The sequence below is a fragment of the Filomicrobium sp. genome (assembly GCF_025698805.1).
In the GTDB taxonomy this organism is placed as follows: Bacteria; Pseudomonadota; Alphaproteobacteria; order Rhizobiales; family Hyphomicrobiaceae; genus Filomicrobium; species Filomicrobium insigne.
In genome coordinates this window covers 522,592-538,253 of sequence record NZ_JAILWT010000002.1, presented here as the reverse complement: position 1 = coordinate 538,253, position 15,662 = coordinate 522,592, and the positions used below count along the sequence as shown (strand labels likewise).

Genomic DNA, 15,662 nt, shown 5'->3' with positions numbered 1-15,662 from the left:
CAAATTCGAAGCGGTTGTTTGCGCGCGCAGGGTTCGATGCCCTATAAGCGGGCGGACAATATTTTTTGATCCGATGTCCGCACGGATCATGAACTTCTCACGTGGTGCTGCCATCGCTATGCGAAATTGGCGCCCATGCCTTCCAACAGACATGAGGCTTAAGACGTATGCCCTGGAATAATCAAAATGGCGGCGGCGGTGGTTGGAAGAGCGGAGGCGGCCCCTGGGGACAAGGTCCTGGAGGCGGCGGTCAGCATGGTCCAGGCGGCGGCGGTCAGCAGCCAGATCTGGAAGAAATGCTCAAGCGCGGCCAAGACCGGATGAAGCAAGTCATGCATTCAGGTGGGGTGCCTGGACCGCTCTTGTTGCTTATTGCGGCGATTGCTGCTGCGTTCGTTGGTTTCTTTGCTTTCACGTTCACGGTGCGGCCAGACGAACTCGGCGTCGTTTTGCGCTTCGGTCAGTTCAATCGTCAGGAAGGCCCAGGTCTGCATTTCCGTCTGCCTTATCCGCTTGAGGAAGTGATGTTGCCCAAGGTGACACGTGAGAACTCCATTGAGATCGGTATGCGCTCAGTAAGTAGCATGCGCGGGGTCGCTAAGCGGGACGTCACCGAAGAAAGCCTGATGCTTACGGGCGACGAGAACATTGTTGACGTGGATTTCGTGGTGTTCTGGCGCATTAAGGCAGAGGACAAGGATCCGAACACGGGACAGACAGGCGCCGAGCAATATCTTTTCAACCTGCAATTCCCGGATGAGACGGTGAAAGAGGTTGCCGAGGCAGCGATGCGCGAGGTTGTCGGCAAGAGTGATATTCAGCCGATCCTGACAGGTGCACGTCAGAAAACCGAAGATGACGTGCGCGTGCTTATGCAGAAGACGCTGGATAGCTATGGTTCCGGTATTCGTGTGACGCGCGTTCAGCTCCAGAAAGTGGATCCGCCGCTGAAGGTCATCGACGCGTTCCGTGACGTCCAGGCGGCTAAAGCTGACAACGAACGTATTCAGAACGAAGCTTTCGGGTACGCAAACAAGGTTGTGCCTGAGGCGCGTGGTCAGGCTGAGCGTATTCTCCAGGCTGCGGAAGGTTACAAGCAGCAGGCTGTTCAGGAAGCCACTGGTCAGGCTGCACGCTTTGAAAAAGTCTACGAGGAATATCGTAAGGCTCCCGACGTGACACGCAGGCGCTTGTTCTTGGAAACCATGGAACGGGTCTACCAAGGTACGGATAAAATCATCATGGATTCAAAGGGCAACACTTCTGGAGTGGTCCCCTACCTGCCACTTGAACCGCTGCGCCAACGCGCCGGTACTGCAGCTAAGGGGAGCGAATAACGCCAATGCGCACGCTATTAGCCATTCTGATCATTCTGGCAGGTCTCAGCGCGGCCGTCGTTTACCTGTCGGCATTTATCGTACGGCAGACCGAGCAGGCGATCGTTCTCGAGTTCGGTAAGCCAGTAAACGTGATCAATGAGTTTGAGGTTGGCCCGGATGGTCAGCCTGTGAACGACGCGGGCCTGTATTGGAAAATTCCGGTCGTTCAGACGGTGGAGTTCTACGATAAGCGTATCCTCGACCTTGAGGCGGAGCCGTTGGAAGTTATCGCTTCGGACCAGAAGCGTCTTGTCGTTGATGCTTTTGCGCGTTTTCGGATCATCAATCCGCTGCTGTTCTACCAAACGGTGCGGGACGAGCGGATTGCACGGCAACGCCTCAGCAACGTGATCGAGTCCTCGCTGCGTAATACGCTCGGTAACGCGACATTCCAGGAGCTTGTCCGCGATAAGCGCGAAGAGCTCATGACGTCGATTCTGGAGCGTGTGAATCGCGAGGCTAAGGACCTCGGCATCAGCGTCGTGGATGTGCGCATTAAGCGTGCCGATCTGCCAGAAGCGAACTCGGAAGCCGTCTATCGGCGCATGCAGACCGAACGCCAGCGCGAGGCGACGGAAATTCGATCGGAAGGTAATGCCGCTGCGAACCGCATTCGGGCGACGGCTGATCGTGAAGCAACGGTGATTCTGGCTGAAGCGACGAAAAAGGCCGAGATCACTCGAGGTGAAGGCGATGCCGAGCGGAACAGAATTTTTGCGGAAGCTTACGGCAGAGACGAAGACTTCTTCGGCTTCTATCGATCGATGCAGGCTTACGAGAAGGGTATGTCGCCGGGTGATACACGTATGTTGATTTCGCCCGACTCGCAGTTCTTCGAATATTTCAACAACCCACAAGGGGCGCAGCCAAGTGGGCCGGCGTCGAGATCGCCTGCTCCGCAATAAGTGCGTTTTGAAATATGACGGACCTTGCTGTCGCGATAGGCCTTGTCCTCGTCATCGAAGGGCTATTGTGGGCAGTCGCTCCTGGGGTTGCACTGTCGATGCTCAGCCGGGCTGCCCAGACGCCGGAGAAGTCGTTGCGTCTGGCCGGCTGGGTGGCGGTTGCCATTGGTTTTGCCATTGTTTGGCTGATCCGGGGATGAGTTCGTTCTAACCATATCTTGACGCCGCCACGGAAGGTTTCGTGGCGGCGTTTCTCGTTTCAGGCCAAGAGTGAATTCTCCGGATTGACAGGGTCGCTAGGTTAGCCAAACCTTCTTTTGGTCCAGTGGCAGAGTGAACAATATCCGCAGAGCTGTACTCCGCCACTTGCGCTTGGGGCCGCTAACCTGGGAGTGTCAACCGTATGCGAGGTTTTGGTTTTTGTTCGCCCTTGCGTGGTTTGATGGTTCTTGCCGTCTTTATCGCGGCCCTATCTGTCCTTGCCGCTGATGGGGCAAGGCGAGGAGCGATAGCTCAGAATGGTCCAAAGAGCGTTGCGCCTATTGCGGGCCGCCTGATTGATGCAGTCGTAAACATTTCCACCAGCCAGCATGCAAAGGGACCTCGCGGCGTGCCGCTGCCAAAGGTACCTAAGGGCTCGCCGTTCGAAGAGTTTTTTGACGATTTTTTCAATCAGCCAGGTGCTGACGAAGGGATCGAACGACGCGTTTCGTCCCTTGGTTCGGGATTCGTCGTGGACGGTAAGGAAGGTCTTGTCGTCACGAACAATCACGTGATTGCGGATGCGGACGAGATCTATGTAAACTTCGCCAATGGGTCGAAGTTGAAGGTCGAGAAGATCGTTGGCAAGGATACCCAAACGGATTTGGCGTTGCTCAAAGTCAATCCGAAAACGCCACTGAAAGATGTGAAGTTTGGGTCATCTGAGACGCTTCAGGTCGGTGATTGGGTGATGGCGATCGGGAACCCCTTTGGTTTGGGCGGTTCGGTCACCGTGGGAATCATTTCAGCCAAGGAGCGGGACATAAATTCCGGCCCATATGATGATTACCTGCAGACTGACGCAGCCATAAATAAAGGAAACTCGGGCGGCCCTCTGTTCAACATGGATGGTGAAGTCATCGGAGTGAACACGGCTATTATCTCTCCGACCGGCGGATCCATTGGTATTGGCTTTGCCGTACCCTCAGATACGGCTCTGAATGTTATTGAGCAGCTCAAGCTGTATGGTGTGACACGGCGAGGTTGGCTCGGCGTGCGTATCCAAACCGTGGCTGACGAAATTGCGGAGGACCTGGGCGTTCCGCCCAATAAAGGCGCGCTCATTGCAGCCGTTGAGCCGGATAGCCCAGCTGCGGTGGCGGGCCTCCAAGCGCGAGATGTGATTGTGTCGTTCGATGGCAAAGACGTTTCGACGATGCGCGGGCTTCCACGGATCGTAGCGCAGACGCGGATTGGGAAGACTGTTCCGGTCGAGATATGGCGGCAAGGCAAGGCCATGTCGCTTTCGGTCAAGGTGGGGCAGCTTGCGGAGGAAACCGGAGACGCAGGCATCCTTCCGTCAGGTGATGAGCCAAGTGCCGAGGATGGGGAAACCGGGCCGATTCTGGGTATGACGCTGAGCGAACTTACTGACGACCTTCGCTCCAAATATAGCGTCGATGCCCATGTCGATGGCGTGATCGTCACGGAGGTTGCGCCAGAAAGCGTGGCGGCGGGCAAAAACATCAAACCTGGTGATGTCATCGTTGAGGCCGGCCAAGAACAAGTGCGCACGCCGCGGGAAGTTGCCGAAAGTGTTGAGCGTGTTCAGGCGAGCGGCCGGCAGGCGTTGTTGCTACGTATCGAAGGTAAACGTGGTGAGGTGCGGTTCGAGGCCCTTCCGATCAAGTAGCGCTAACGTTTTATCTGTGGCGCGCGGGAGAACTCACGTGACAAGGTTCAGGTTTGAAAGCCGGCGGATCCGCAAACGGATTGTCGGTTTTCGAATTGAATAGCGTTTCAGCTTTCCAACGGGTATGCGGGTTGTGATTACCTGAGAGGAGTTTGCCACGTGCGCGAGCAATCGAGCTTTTTGGAAAGTTTGGCAGGTCATTTCGTTCCGGTTCATCGCGACGGACATAAGTTTATCGCTGTCGCGGCAATCCTGGCTCTGATCCTGTTTTTCATTTGGTCGCCGCTTGGCTGGTTGGCGGTGCTTGCCACGATTTTCATCGCCTATTTTTTTCGAGACCCTGACCGCGTGACGCCGCTCCGTGATGGTTTTGTCGTTGCGGCTGCAGACGGCATGATCGCTTCGATCGAAAAGGTTCGCCCGCCACCTGAGCTTGCGCTTGGTGATCGTGAGCGTGTGCGGATCGAGACACACCTTTCGCCGTTCGACGTGCACATCAACCGGGTGCCCGTGGCCGGACGCGTGAAGCGTTCCGTTTATATTCCCGGTGCATTCGTCAACATCACTTCCGATAAGGCAAGCGAGGACAACGAACGCCGCGCTCTGGTCATCGAGATGCCAACCGGAGATGAAATCGCGGTCGTGCAAATCGCGGGGATGGTTTCTCGGCGCATCATTACGTTTGCTCATGAGGGCGACAGTGTCGGGGTCGGGCAGCGATTTGGACTGATCCGCTTCGGATCTCGCGTCGACGTTTATCTGCCCCCGGGAAAATCTACGATGGTTGCGGTTGGCCAGAGGTCGATCGCAGGCGAAACGCTGCTCGCCGATTTGAGCTCGGATGCGCCAGCCATGGAAGCTCGGCGGAGCTGAAACCGCCAAGCTTATCGTAGCTTTGAATTAGATCTCGCAAGCTTCAACGCTGTGGGCGTTGCATAAGGCGTTCACGCAATGACTTCAGGGCTGCGCTCGTGGCGGGCGGGGCATTGGCGCGCTGTGGTTGGGGGACTGCGCGGAGCTGTGGGGGTGACGTCTGCTCCGGCGGCCGCAGAGGCTTGGCGGTGCTCGCCGGGGCCGGTTGCGCGAAGCGTGGTGCGTAAGGGGCGTGCTCGGGCAGTTCGTGGATGTTTTCGAGCGCTGGAAGGACTTCGTCGAGATTGTCGGTGCTGGTCGATGCGTATGAGGGGGACGTTGCCGACCTGTCATCCATGTCGGAAACAGCTAGACTTTCAGCAAACAATTCGTGGGTTGTCGCGGTTACTTGGCCGCTGCCCAATGAGCGCCAGCGCTCTACGATGTGCTCTAGAAGTTTCTGATCTCCGATAGATTGCTGCCAGCAGTGGGTAAACCGCGCGGCGGCTGAGCGTGGCAGACAATCTTCTGGCAGCTCATCAAAATGGATACGTACGGGGAGCGACACACCATCGCCAAATGCGATTGCTTCGCGCTGCCCCAACGCGGGTAGAAATTCGAGAAGGCCTGAACCGGGATCGGAAACTGCGGCCTTCACGATATTCTGGTCTCTATCATTGGACATGCGCAACGCGAACACGGTGTTGCACTGAGAGAGGATCGTGGGATCGATCTCGGCGGGGCGCTGAGTGACGATGCAGAGAGAGGCTCCGTACTTGCGTCCTTCCTTGGCAATGCGGGCGATGGCGCGTTTGCACGGTTCGAAGCCGAGGTCGGTGTTTGCGGGAATGTATCGATGTGCTTCTTCGCATACGAGTGTCACGGGGACTTGGCCTTCACCCCAGAGTGCGAAGTCGAACGTCATACGGCAGATGACGGAAACGACCACGTTTATGATTTCGGTCGGAAGGCCCGTGAGTTCCAGAATTGTAATCGGCTTGTTGTCTACCGGTACACGGAAAATACGGCCAAGGATTTGCGCCATCCCGTCATAGACGGTGACTGATCCGAACATGAAGGCATAGCGGACATCGGAGGATATGCTCTCAATGTGTGCTCTGAGCTGACGATAGGGCGCAAGATCCCGCTTGTTCTCGAGTTTACCCATGCGTTCGTCGATCAGACTTACGAGGTCAGAAATACGATAAGGAACGGGTGAGTCGATTGTGTAGCGGCTGGGATCAATCGATGGGCGTCGTAGCCGTTGGTTCACCGCGTCCGGGCTTCGGCCGATGCCGTAACGTGCTTTCGCGAGCGGGATCAGTTCCTGAAGGATTTCGATTTCTGCTTTGCGTGTAACGTCACCAATCAGAACTTCGACTGCTTCCTCGAATGTCAGAAGCCAAAATGGAAGTTGCAGATTTCTTGGAGAAATGACCTCGGCCCGGCCCTGGAACGCGCTCGCGTATTCGTTGTGTGGGTCGAGCAGCACAATATGGGCGGCGGGATGTTTGTCGAGAATTGCGCGCAGGATGAGTGCTGTGCCGCAAGATTTTCCGGTACCTGTCGTGCCGAGGATCGCAAAGTGCTTTCCGAGCAAATCATCGACCTTAATGATAGCCGGAATCGTGCTGTCCTGGCGGAGCGTGCCGACGCGAACGCTGTCTGAATCGAAGCCGTAAAATGCGAGCTGCAACTCACTCTTTGCGGCAACGCGAACGCGATCACCAAGTGCAGGGTAGCTCGTAACACCACGATTGAACCTCGTCTCGCTATGGCGATCTCTGGAGAGCTCTCCAACGAGGTTGAGTTCAGCGATCCAAATCTCGCCTTCGCCGTCCCGTTGTGCAGGGACGGGCACACTTAATGCGGATACGATGGCGAGCACGATCGTATTCGAGGTGTCGATAGCTAGCAATGTGCCCATTTCGGGCCGATTGCCGGCCATAGCTGGGCTGCCTTCGGCCGGAGGATCGAGCATAAGGATCGCCTTGCCACCGGTAACGGATACGATGCGTCCAATGGAGCTGTCGCCGTTCAGCATTTTAGATGCTCCGCGTTTTTGTTCAGACCGGGCGTCATTGTTCCGGTCACCGGCTCGAAGGGTCGGGGCCCGACATAAAAGTGCCGAGGGCGGCGCCGCGTCCCTGAGCTATGGAAACGTGATGAGGTGAGGGGAGGTGCACCGAGACCTGGGTGCCGCGCTCCTTCTCGCTTTCAATTTGCAGTTGGCCACCGTGGAGTTCTGTTAGCGCCTTGGCGATCGTGAGGCCGAGGCCGGTTCCTTCTTGCCAGCGCGCGCGTGATCCATCGACCTGACCAAAGGGGGTCAGCGCTACGGAAAGTTCTTCTGCACTCATGCCGACGCCCGTGTCCCGGACAAGGACTGTTACGCTCTGGTCAGGATTGCGCAGTGCTTCAATAACAACCGTGCCACCGGGCGGCGTGAACTTGATGGCGTTGGAGATGATGTTGTTAAAGATCTGCGCGAGCTTGTTTTCTTCCCCGCGGATCGTAGTCAGGCTCGGGGGGGACAGGAACACGAGCGTGATGTTCTTGCTATCGCCCAGCCGTTTTGCCGACTTTACGCATTCCTCGAGTACAGCAGCGAGATCAATTTCGTGCTCATTGAGTGCGTACTTGCCACTCTGCATTTTCGAAATGTCGAGAATGTCGTTGATGACAGATAGCAAATGCACGGCGGCGTCATGGATCAGTGACGCGTACTCGGCGACATTCTCATCGCTCAGTTTGCTTCGGTCATTCTCAGCTAGGATTTTGGAGAAACCGATTACGGTGTTGAGTGGCGTGCGCAGCTCGTGGCTCATATTCGAGATGAACTCGGATTTGACCTTATTCGCCAGCTCAGTCTCGATACGCGCCGAGTGTTCGGCCACACGCGTTCTATGCCGTAATACCGCATCACCAAGCAATGATGCGTATTCAGACATTAATGACTTCGTATTCTGATTGTTAAACGAGCCGTTGAGCATGTTCTGGTTTGTCTCGATCGGAATGAACCGTCATGAACTCTAGGTATTAACCGATAACTACGGGTTAACAGTTTCGCGGCGGCAAGATCTTCTTTGGATGCCAGATATTGTGCTCAGATTAAGTGCAAGATGGCTGGCTTTCTGTGAACTTGTTGCACTATTGCGCTGGCCGAGTTGTGGAAAATACGCTTTGATCCGGTCGTCGGGATCTTTTGTAAGAAAAATTCGGGAAGACTTGGATGTCTTCCGGTCTTCGCTGAACCGGGGGGGGGATGAAGGCGTCAGCGTGCTGGCTAGTCGGTGGCCTGATGGCCAGCCTATGCTTTTTGGGTGCAGGCGGGGTGCATGCCGGGCCGGCGATTGGGCAATTCGAGATCAAGGATCTTGAGGCTGAGCCGGGGACCGTCGAGTTTCAAAGTCAAAATGCTCATTCGTGGGGGCTGCCAAAGCGCCAGTATCAGGAAGTGGCGCCTGGTGAATTCGCGTATGATGACAATAGCGTAGCGCAGCAGCGCCATGCGCTCGAAATTGAGATGACGCTCACCCACTTCTTTCGGATGCGTGTCGGCATCGAATATGAAAAAGAGCGATTGGACGACCCTGAGGGGCCGGTGTTTGCTAATGACTTTGGGGGGCTTACGCTCGACGAAATCGCTGTCGAAGGCGTGGTGATACTCATTCCGATCAAAAACAAACATGGGATTGGGTTGGGAGCCCTGACAGAAGTCGAGCACCCTCTCGAAACGGGTAGCGCTAATTCGGTCGTGTTTGGTCCAATCATTGAGGCGCAGTATGGACCGTGGTCGGCGGTAGCTAACCTGACGCTCGTGCACTTCTTTGGTGGAGATCCTGACGAACGCGATCCGAAATGGGATTTCGCCTATGCGACGCAGATTAAATACGATGCCACGGAAAACTGGGCATTCGCTCTGGAGGCCTACGGTACGGTAGACCGGCTCGGGAATAGTGGGACGCCGGATGAGACACGGGTACTGTTTGGCGACTTCGATCAACACCGCATGGGGCCGTTGATCTATTACACCTACCGTTCCGAAAACAACGCAATAGACATCGATACAGATGCAGAATTTGGTGAAGAGAAGGACGAGGGCACGACCGTTACGATCGGGGTCGGATTACTCGCCGGGCTCAATCAGAACACGCCAGAAGCCACGCTCAAGTGGAGCGTTGAGGTCGAGTTCTAACCTTTCGCGCAGTGGGCGGCATCTGGTGAGACATTGGTAGATTGCGTGGTTGGGTAAGCGCCAAATCGATATAGGCCGGTGGCCAGATACTCTTTCGTTTTCGAGGCGAGAGTAATGCAATGACTAGCGTGAAAACGATTGCACACAGTAGCCCGGTGACCAAGGAACCGATTGCTGCGCGCATTTGTGAGGTGCGTGAAACCGGTCGATCTGCCGCCTGCTCGACAATGCGTGCATCCGGCAAGTGCAACCCAAAGCTCGTGTCGGCTTGCCGCCCGGTTTCCATTTCTTCGTTGAGTTGCTGGGTGAGCGCATTGATCTTTAATGTGGGATCTGGCGCATCGATTGTATTTGCGAGTACCGTTGCTTGAGGCTGAGGGGAGGCCTTGGCCGCTCCAATCTGTGCACGCAATTCCGCGATGCGGTCTTCCGCGGCGCGCATGCGCTCTTGAGCGAGGCGTTTCTTGCGGGCTAGCTTCCGGGAAATGTAGACGTCGGCTGCAGTATCAGCGATCCGGGCGGCCAGTTCGGGATCGCTCGCTTTTGCTGTGATTGTTATCAAAAGGGTATTCCGCAAGCGTCGCGTTTTGATGAGCGCCGCTACAGTGGCCGCAGAACGGCTCAGTTTCGGATCAATAGCGAAGGTTTTGCCGTCGTCGTTTTCTCTGGCTTCGTCCATAAAATCGAAGCGCGAATTCTTTTGCTGAATCTGAGGGCTATCGCGTTGTGATGTCTCTTGCCCGCGGAGAGACATGAGGGTGGAGGGTATGCGTTGCCACAGCGGAGCCTCATCAAGAAACTCCGGTCTCTCCTGTAATTTGAGATGGACGACGACGGCCAAGGCCAGTTCGTGAGAACGGATGTCAGCGAGAGCTTTTGCGGCAAGTGCATCGTCGGCTTCGATGACATCATACGAGGCGTCGTTTGAAAGGGTGCCGTGTTTTGGATCAAGCTGGAGCGTCGTTGTTGCGGAGTAACGGGTTGGCGTTGTCAAAAAAAGGGTCAGCGAAAAGCCCGTTGCGAGAGCCGCGATGACAATAAGTCTTCGCCCCTTGATGCGCGATCCCCATTTGGCGTTGGGCCAGCGGAGCAGTTGGCCTGACCTTTTTCGCGGAAGGTTCCTAGGGTTTCGGCACTGGCGAGATGAGTTCGTCATTCAGGTTGACAGGTGAACCAGCGGCGCAAGTGCGCGAGATGCATGGTAACTGGTGGGAAACCAAGGTCGCTTCTATTGAGGTGTACGTTTTCAAGCACCGCTTCGTCGCACGCTCGCGACGTTGATATTGATGTCATAGGTACATCTCAGATTGGTTTGCGGGTCCGCAGGTGCGAGCACCAGATAGGGCTGCTTGTATGCCGCATCCCAACGCGTATCGCTGATCTCCCAGAGGTTTACCCCGAGATCGCCGCGACCAATCTGCAACGCAATTGATGATGGTTTCGACCAAGCGAGACCGGCAAATTCGGCGGATTGGTTGAGCCGGTCGCGTTGACACGCGGCGATGGCATTGTTGCGGTAAGCGGCGATCAGCGCATCTGCTGTTGCAGAGCGATAAATCTGATCCTGGGCGTAGACCTTGAGAACGGCCAGAAGCGCCAGGGCAGCGATAATATATTTCATCGGTCTGATCCCCTTGGCTGGCCCGGCGTGGGTCTTGGTGGGACGGGCGCCGGCTTGCGAGAGCGGGTGAGCGTGTTCCGTAATGCTCAGAGGCAAGATTCCGAATTCTTGGTAAAGAAAGCGTCAAGCTGCGGCCTTCCGCCGTCTGTTAGCCGAAATACTTGTCAGGGCCTGCCGCATGCGGCACAAGCTGCTTGGTTGAACTAAAAATCCTTATTTGAGGGAGGAGTTACGGCTATGAAGAAGCGCCTGCTAATTACGCGCCGCCTGCCGAGCGCCGTGGAAGAACGGGCCCACCGGGACTATGAGGTGGTGCTCAATGAAGACGATCATCAGATGACTCCAGAGGAGATCGCCGAGAAGGCGCGTGACGTCGACGCTGTGATGATCACGATCACGGACAAGATGCCTGAGGCCGCGGTTATGGCGCTGCCGGAGCACATCAAGATCATGTCGACGTTCTCGATCGGTTTCGACCATATCGATCTGAACGCTGCCAAAGCACGCGGCATTAAGATCGGTAACGCACCGCATGGTGTAACGGTGGCGACGGCTGAAATCGCGATGCTGCTGTTGCTCGGTTCCGCGCGCCGCGCTTCTGAAGGCGAGCACATGATCCGCACGAAGTCGTGGCCGGGCTGGGCGCCGCTGCAACTTGTCGGTCGCCGCCTCGACAACAAGAAACTGGGCATTTTCGGTTTCGGCAAGATCGGTCGCGCACTGGCGCAGCGTGCTCGTGGTTTCGATATGGAAATCCACTATCACGATATCGTTCGCGTCAGCCCCGAGCTTGAGCAAGGTGCGATCTATCATGACACTCTGGACAGCCTGTTGGCCGTGTCGGAGTTCTTCTCGATCAACGCGCCATCGACGCCCGAGACGCGCTATTTCTTCAACAAAGATGCCATCGAAAAGATGCCGCAGGGTGCGATCGTTGCGAATACGGCGCGCGGCGATCTTGTGAAGGACGAAGATGTGATCGCGGCGCTCAAATCGGGCCGTCTCGGCTATGCTGGTCTCGATGTGTTCGCGGGTGAGCCGAAGATCAATGAGGCTTACTACGGACTGGAGAACACGTTCCTTCTTCCGCACCTTGGCTCTGCTGCTATCGAAGCCAGAAATCAGATGGGTTTCGAGGCTCTCGATAATATCGATGCCGCGTTTGCCGGTAAGGAAATGCCCTTCGCGCTTACTTAAGCAGCTGACAGACGTTAGGTGTTTTGAATCCAATTGGCCCGGATCATCTCCGGGCCAATTTGTTTTTGACTGTTTGGTGGGGTAGCTGGCTAGTGGCCTTTGCTACCATTCTTGATTTTACTGAATGCCTCCCGCCAGAAATCGTATGTCACCATCAGGCCGGTGATAATCAGAACGATTTTGATATCCCAGCCCTCGACTGCGTATCCGAGGATCGCAATGAATGCGAGGTAGAGAGCGAGGGAGAATATTGCGAGCAGCTTGTCATACATGAAAGAGCCTCACGCGGTGGCGGGTTGTTGAGCCAGATGCTCGACTAGCCATTTGGCGGTGCGGAGAAGGCGGCCGTCGTCGCGACGCGGTCCTACGAGTTGGACACCGACGGGGAGGCCGTTGACTTCCATAATCGGGACTGAGACGGCGGGCATGCCGAGATAGGTCCACAGGCCATTGAAAATCGGGCTGCCTGTAATGCCTTCGTCGAGATGCGGTGCTGGGCCGGGCGCCGCAGGAGTGAGAATAACGGAGTAGTGCTCGAAGATTTCGGCAATGGCTTCGTACGCCCTTTCCCGTGACGCGATCGCTTCGATATAGGCGCGCACGGGAACTTTGACACCTTCATCAAGCCGAACGTTCAGTTCGTCGGACAACAGGTTGCGTGCTCGGTCTTGCAGCGGTCCGTAATACGAGGCGTTCTCCGCGAGCTGTACCAGGCGCTGCCATTCGATGACGCGAGCGAGGCCGTTGAGTTCGATCTCGTCGCATTGAGCTCCGAGTTCGCCGGCCAGTTCGGTGAACGCCTCTCGCATTTCAGGATCTGCCTGATCCCAGGCTGGCGTTTTCACAAACGCGAAGCTTGGCGTGAGGGGTGGCTTGCTGGCAGCTAGCTCAACGACGTTTGGGCCACTTGCAAAATAACTTGCGGGATCGGTAGCGTCGTACCCGGCCATGCAATCGGTTAAGAGCGCTAGGTCTTCAATCGAACGGCCAAAATAGCCGACCGTATCCAGTGTGTGGGACTGCTGCAGGACGCCTGTGCGCGAGACGAGGCCGGATGTGGGCTTGAACCCGTAGATGCCGACGTAGGATGCGGGCCGCAATACTGAGCCGGCGGTTTGCGTACCAACTGCTCCGGGCACCATTAGGTCTGCAACGGCGGCTGCCGATCCTGCGGATGATCCCCCCGGTGTATGGGATGTGTTGAGTGGGTTCTTTGTTGTCGAGGGTGTGAGCAGGGCAAGTTCCGTCGTTACCGTTTTTCCGATAATTATGGCGCCTGCTGAGCGTAACGCGGCCACGCAGGTGGCATCGCGCTGGGGTCGGTTGCCCGAAAATATCGGGCAACCGTTCTCATTGGGATAACCGGCGACATCGATGATGTCCTTCACAGCAATTGGGACACCGTGAAGGGGGCCTATGCCGTTTCCGGTGCCGCGGATTTGGTCGGCAACTGTGGCTTGTTTGAGCGCATACTCGTGGTCGATGTGCGCGAAGGCGCCAATGGCGTCGTCACGTTCGTCGATCCGTGCGAGGCAGGCTTCTGTGAGTTTTTCGGACGTGACGGTGCCGTCGCGGATCGCTCTTGCCGCTTCGGTCACCGTCAGCTCATTCAGTCCACCGGCGTTTGCCGCCATGTTACCTCATCGATCAATGGCCGTAGAAATATTCGGGCATCCAAAGGGCGATGCCTGGGAACGTATACAACAGCACCATCGCCAACAGAACCATGCCCAGATAGGGCATACACCCCGCGAAGATCTGAGTCAGACGTATGTGCGGCGGCGCTATCCCCTTTAGATAGTAGGCCGCCATGGCCATGGGTGGAGTGAGGAACGATGTCTGCAAGTTCAAGGCGATGAGAATGCCGAAGAACAGCGGATCAATCCCGAAGTGCGTCACCAGTGGTAGGAAGATCGGCACGAAGATGATGATGATTTCCGACCATTCGAGCGGCCAACCGAGCAGGAAGATAATGATCTGCGTTAGGATCAGGAACATGATTGGCGAGAGGTCGAGAGAGATCACGAACTCTTTGACGAGGTTTTCTCCACCCAAGTAGGAGAAGACGGACGCGAAGGTCCAGGAACCGACGAACAGCCAGCACACCATGGCTGAAGTCCTGACGGTCAGATAAACGGATTCTTTGAGCCGTTCCCACGTCAAGGATCCGTAGGCGGCGGCCAAAACAAGTCCTCCGAGCGATCCGACGGCAGCGGCCTCGGAAGGTGTGGCGAGACCGAAGAGAATTGCGCCAAGCACGGATAGGATCAGTAACGCAAGAGGGACGAACGACGTCAGCATCAGCCAGTAGAGGGCCCAGCCCGAGATATCGGCTGTGTCATCTTCGGAAGGTGGCGGCGCAATTTTGGGGTTCAATACGGCGCGGGTGACAACATAGATCATGTAGAGTCCCGCCAGCATGAAACCGGGTAGGAACGCTCCGGCATATAGCTTTACGACTGAGACGTTGGTGGTTGCAGAATAAACGATCAACATGATCGACGGCGGGATCAGGATGCCAAGGCACCCGCCGGCGCAGATCACACCTGATGCGTAGCTGGGCTCGTATTTGGCTTTCAGCATCTGCGGATAGGCGAGAAGCCCCATGAGCGTGACCACGGCACCGACGATGCCCGTCGCGGTCGCAAATAGTGCGCATGTTAGAAGAGATGCGAGTGCCATCGACCCCGGAACGTTTTTGGCGGCGATCCGCAAGCTTGTGAACAATCGGTCGACGATGTTCGCACGTTCGACGATGTAACCCATGAACAGGAAGAGGGGGACGGCGGTCAGCACGTCGCTGGACATCACCGAGTACGTCTGGTTGACGAACAAATCGAATATTCGGTTGTCGAATATCGACGTCATCCGTTCAGGATCATAGTAGGCGTAGTAGCCAAAGATCACGCCCATCGCCATCAACGTAAAGGCGATGGGAAAGCCGAGCATGACAACGAAGATGAAGAGTGCCAGCATCATGATGGCAACTTGCGGGTCGGTCATTTAGGCGCGTCCTTGTTGCCGGAGAGCTGCTGAGATAATTTTGCGTGGTCTTCGGCCTGATGGAGCAAGGCCGTTTCTGTTTCTTCCACGTCTGCCAGTTTGTCCGGCCAGGAGCCTGTCTGCAGGCATATGATGCAGCGACAGACCTGTGCGAAACCTTGAATGAGAAGAAGTATCCCTGCAGCAGGTATGATGAACTTGAATTGCCAGATGGGGATGTTGGCTGGGCTCATGGAGCTGACTTCGAGCCAACGGAAGGATTTGCTGGCATATTTCCAACCGGCGATGATCAATGCCAAAACGCCTGGAAAGAAGAAGATCACATACAGCACCAACTCGATGGTGGCCTGGACCCTATTCGGCCAGAGGCGATAGAAGACATCACCTCGTACGTGGGCGTCACGGGCGAGCGTATAAGCGCCGCCCATCATGAACAGGGCGCCATACATCATGTAGCTGAGGTCGAAGGCCCATGTGGTCGGGGCTCTTAGTATGTAGCGAACAAAGACTTCGTAGCTGACCCCGAAGGTCATTGCGATGATGCACCACGCAAACGCGTGGCCCACCCAAGTCGACAATTTGTCAACGGCTCGGATAAACGAAAGCACCGTTT

15 protein-coding genes are annotated in these 15,662 nt (G+C 56.1%); 7 read left to right on the top strand and 8 right to left on the bottom strand.

Translation table 11 applies throughout. The annotated features are described in order from the left end of the window. The first annotated feature begins 167 nt into the window (after positions 1-167). The 5 genes from hflK (at position 168) to K5845_RS06260 (ending at position 5,051) form a co-directional block, all read left to right on the top strand. A complete protein-coding gene (gene hflK, locus K5845_RS06280) occupies positions 168-1,337 on the top strand; it encodes an FtsH protease activity modulator HflK (protein WP_046479608.1) in 1,170 nt (389 codons plus the stop codon). A 5-nt stretch (positions 1,338-1,342) separates the two neighbouring features. After that, complete coding sequence (gene hflC, locus K5845_RS06275) at positions 1,343-2,284, top strand: protease modulator HflC (protein WP_046479613.1); 942 nt, start codon at positions 1,343-1,345, stop codon at positions 2,282-2,284. 14 nt (positions 2,285-2,298) lie between these two features. Next, a complete protein-coding gene (locus K5845_RS06270; RefSeq protein WP_090227972.1) occupies positions 2,299-2,484 on the top strand; it encodes a DUF2065 domain-containing protein in 186 nt (61 codons plus the stop codon). 203 nt (positions 2,485-2,687) lie between these two features. After that, entirely contained in the window at positions 2,688-4,178 is a 1,491-nt protein-coding gene (locus K5845_RS06265; RefSeq protein ID WP_052744076.1) for a Do family serine endopeptidase, read from the top strand. Positions 4,179-4,337: 159 nt separating this feature from the next. Then, positions 4,338-5,051 (top strand): phosphatidylserine decarboxylase, encoded by a 714-nt coding sequence (locus K5845_RS06260; RefSeq protein WP_046479618.1) that lies wholly within the window; start codon positions 4,338-4,340, stop codon positions 5,049-5,051. 43 nt (positions 5,052-5,094) lie between these two features. Here K5845_RS06260 and K5845_RS06255 read toward each other — a convergent pair whose 3' ends face one another. Then, complete coding sequence (locus tag K5845_RS06255; RefSeq protein WP_046479622.1) at positions 5,095-7,074, bottom strand: ATP-binding protein; 1,980 nt, start codon at positions 7,072-7,074, stop codon at positions 5,095-5,097. Positions 7,075-7,120: 46 nt separating this feature from the next. After that, the gene (locus tag K5845_RS06250; RefSeq protein WP_287958645.1) at positions 7,121-7,981 is read right to left on the bottom strand and encodes a sensor histidine kinase; all 861 of its coding nucleotides are present in this window, start codon (positions 7,979-7,981) and stop codon (positions 7,121-7,123) included. A 314-nt stretch (positions 7,982-8,295) separates the two neighbouring features. On the opposite strand from K5845_RS06250, the gene K5845_RS06245 reads away from it, so the two are divergent. Further along, positions 8,296-9,228, top strand: a complete 933-nt coding sequence (locus K5845_RS06245) for a hypothetical protein (RefSeq protein ID WP_052744077.1) — start codon at positions 8,296-8,298, stop codon at positions 9,226-9,228. Here K5845_RS06245 and K5845_RS06240 read toward each other — a convergent pair. Then, a complete protein-coding gene (locus K5845_RS06240; RefSeq protein ID WP_287958644.1) occupies positions 9,200-10,222 on the bottom strand; it encodes a hypothetical protein in 1,023 nt (340 codons plus the stop codon). The genes K5845_RS06245 and K5845_RS06240 overlap by 29 nt on opposite strands. Positions 10,223-10,474: 252 nt before the next feature. Beyond that, positions 10,475-10,849, bottom strand: a complete 375-nt coding sequence (locus K5845_RS06235; protein ID WP_046479634.1) for a hypothetical protein — start codon at positions 10,847-10,849, stop codon at positions 10,475-10,477. A gap of 237 nt (positions 10,850-11,086) precedes the next feature. On the opposite strand from K5845_RS06235, the gene K5845_RS06230 reads away from it, so the two are divergent. Continuing rightward, the gene (locus K5845_RS06230) at positions 11,087-12,046 is read left to right on the top strand and encodes a 2-hydroxyacid dehydrogenase (protein ID WP_287958643.1); all 960 of its coding nucleotides are present in this window, start codon (positions 11,087-11,089) and stop codon (positions 12,044-12,046) included. 89 nt (positions 12,047-12,135) lie between these two features. Here the strand turns inward: K5845_RS06230 and K5845_RS06225 are convergent, their stop codons facing one another. Genes K5845_RS06225 through K5845_RS06210 form a run of 4 tightly spaced genes read right to left on the bottom strand, consistent with a single transcriptional unit; the run spans position 12,136 to position 15,582 of the window. Next, positions 12,136-12,318 (bottom strand): hypothetical protein, encoded by a 183-nt coding sequence (locus tag K5845_RS06225; protein WP_046479640.1) that lies wholly within the window; start codon positions 12,316-12,318, stop codon positions 12,136-12,138. 9 nt (positions 12,319-12,327) lie between these two features. Then, on the bottom strand, positions 12,328-13,680 hold the full coding sequence (locus K5845_RS06220) for an amidase (protein WP_287958642.1): 1,353 nt from the start codon (positions 13,678-13,680) through the stop codon (positions 12,328-12,330). Positions 13,681-13,693: 13 nt separating this feature from the next. Beyond that, positions 13,694-15,049 carry a TRAP transporter large permease gene (locus K5845_RS06215; RefSeq protein WP_046479645.1) on the bottom strand — a complete coding sequence of 452 codons (1,356 nt, stop codon included), beginning with the start codon at positions 15,047-15,049 and terminating at the stop codon, positions 13,694-13,696. Continuing rightward, positions 15,046-15,582 carry a TRAP transporter small permease subunit gene (locus K5845_RS06210; protein ID WP_425284155.1) on the bottom strand — a complete coding sequence of 179 codons (537 nt, stop codon included), beginning with the start codon at positions 15,580-15,582 and terminating at the stop codon, positions 15,046-15,048. Before K5845_RS06210 ends, K5845_RS06215 begins: the two co-directional genes overlap by 4 nt. Positions 15,583-15,662 lie beyond the last annotated feature (80 nt).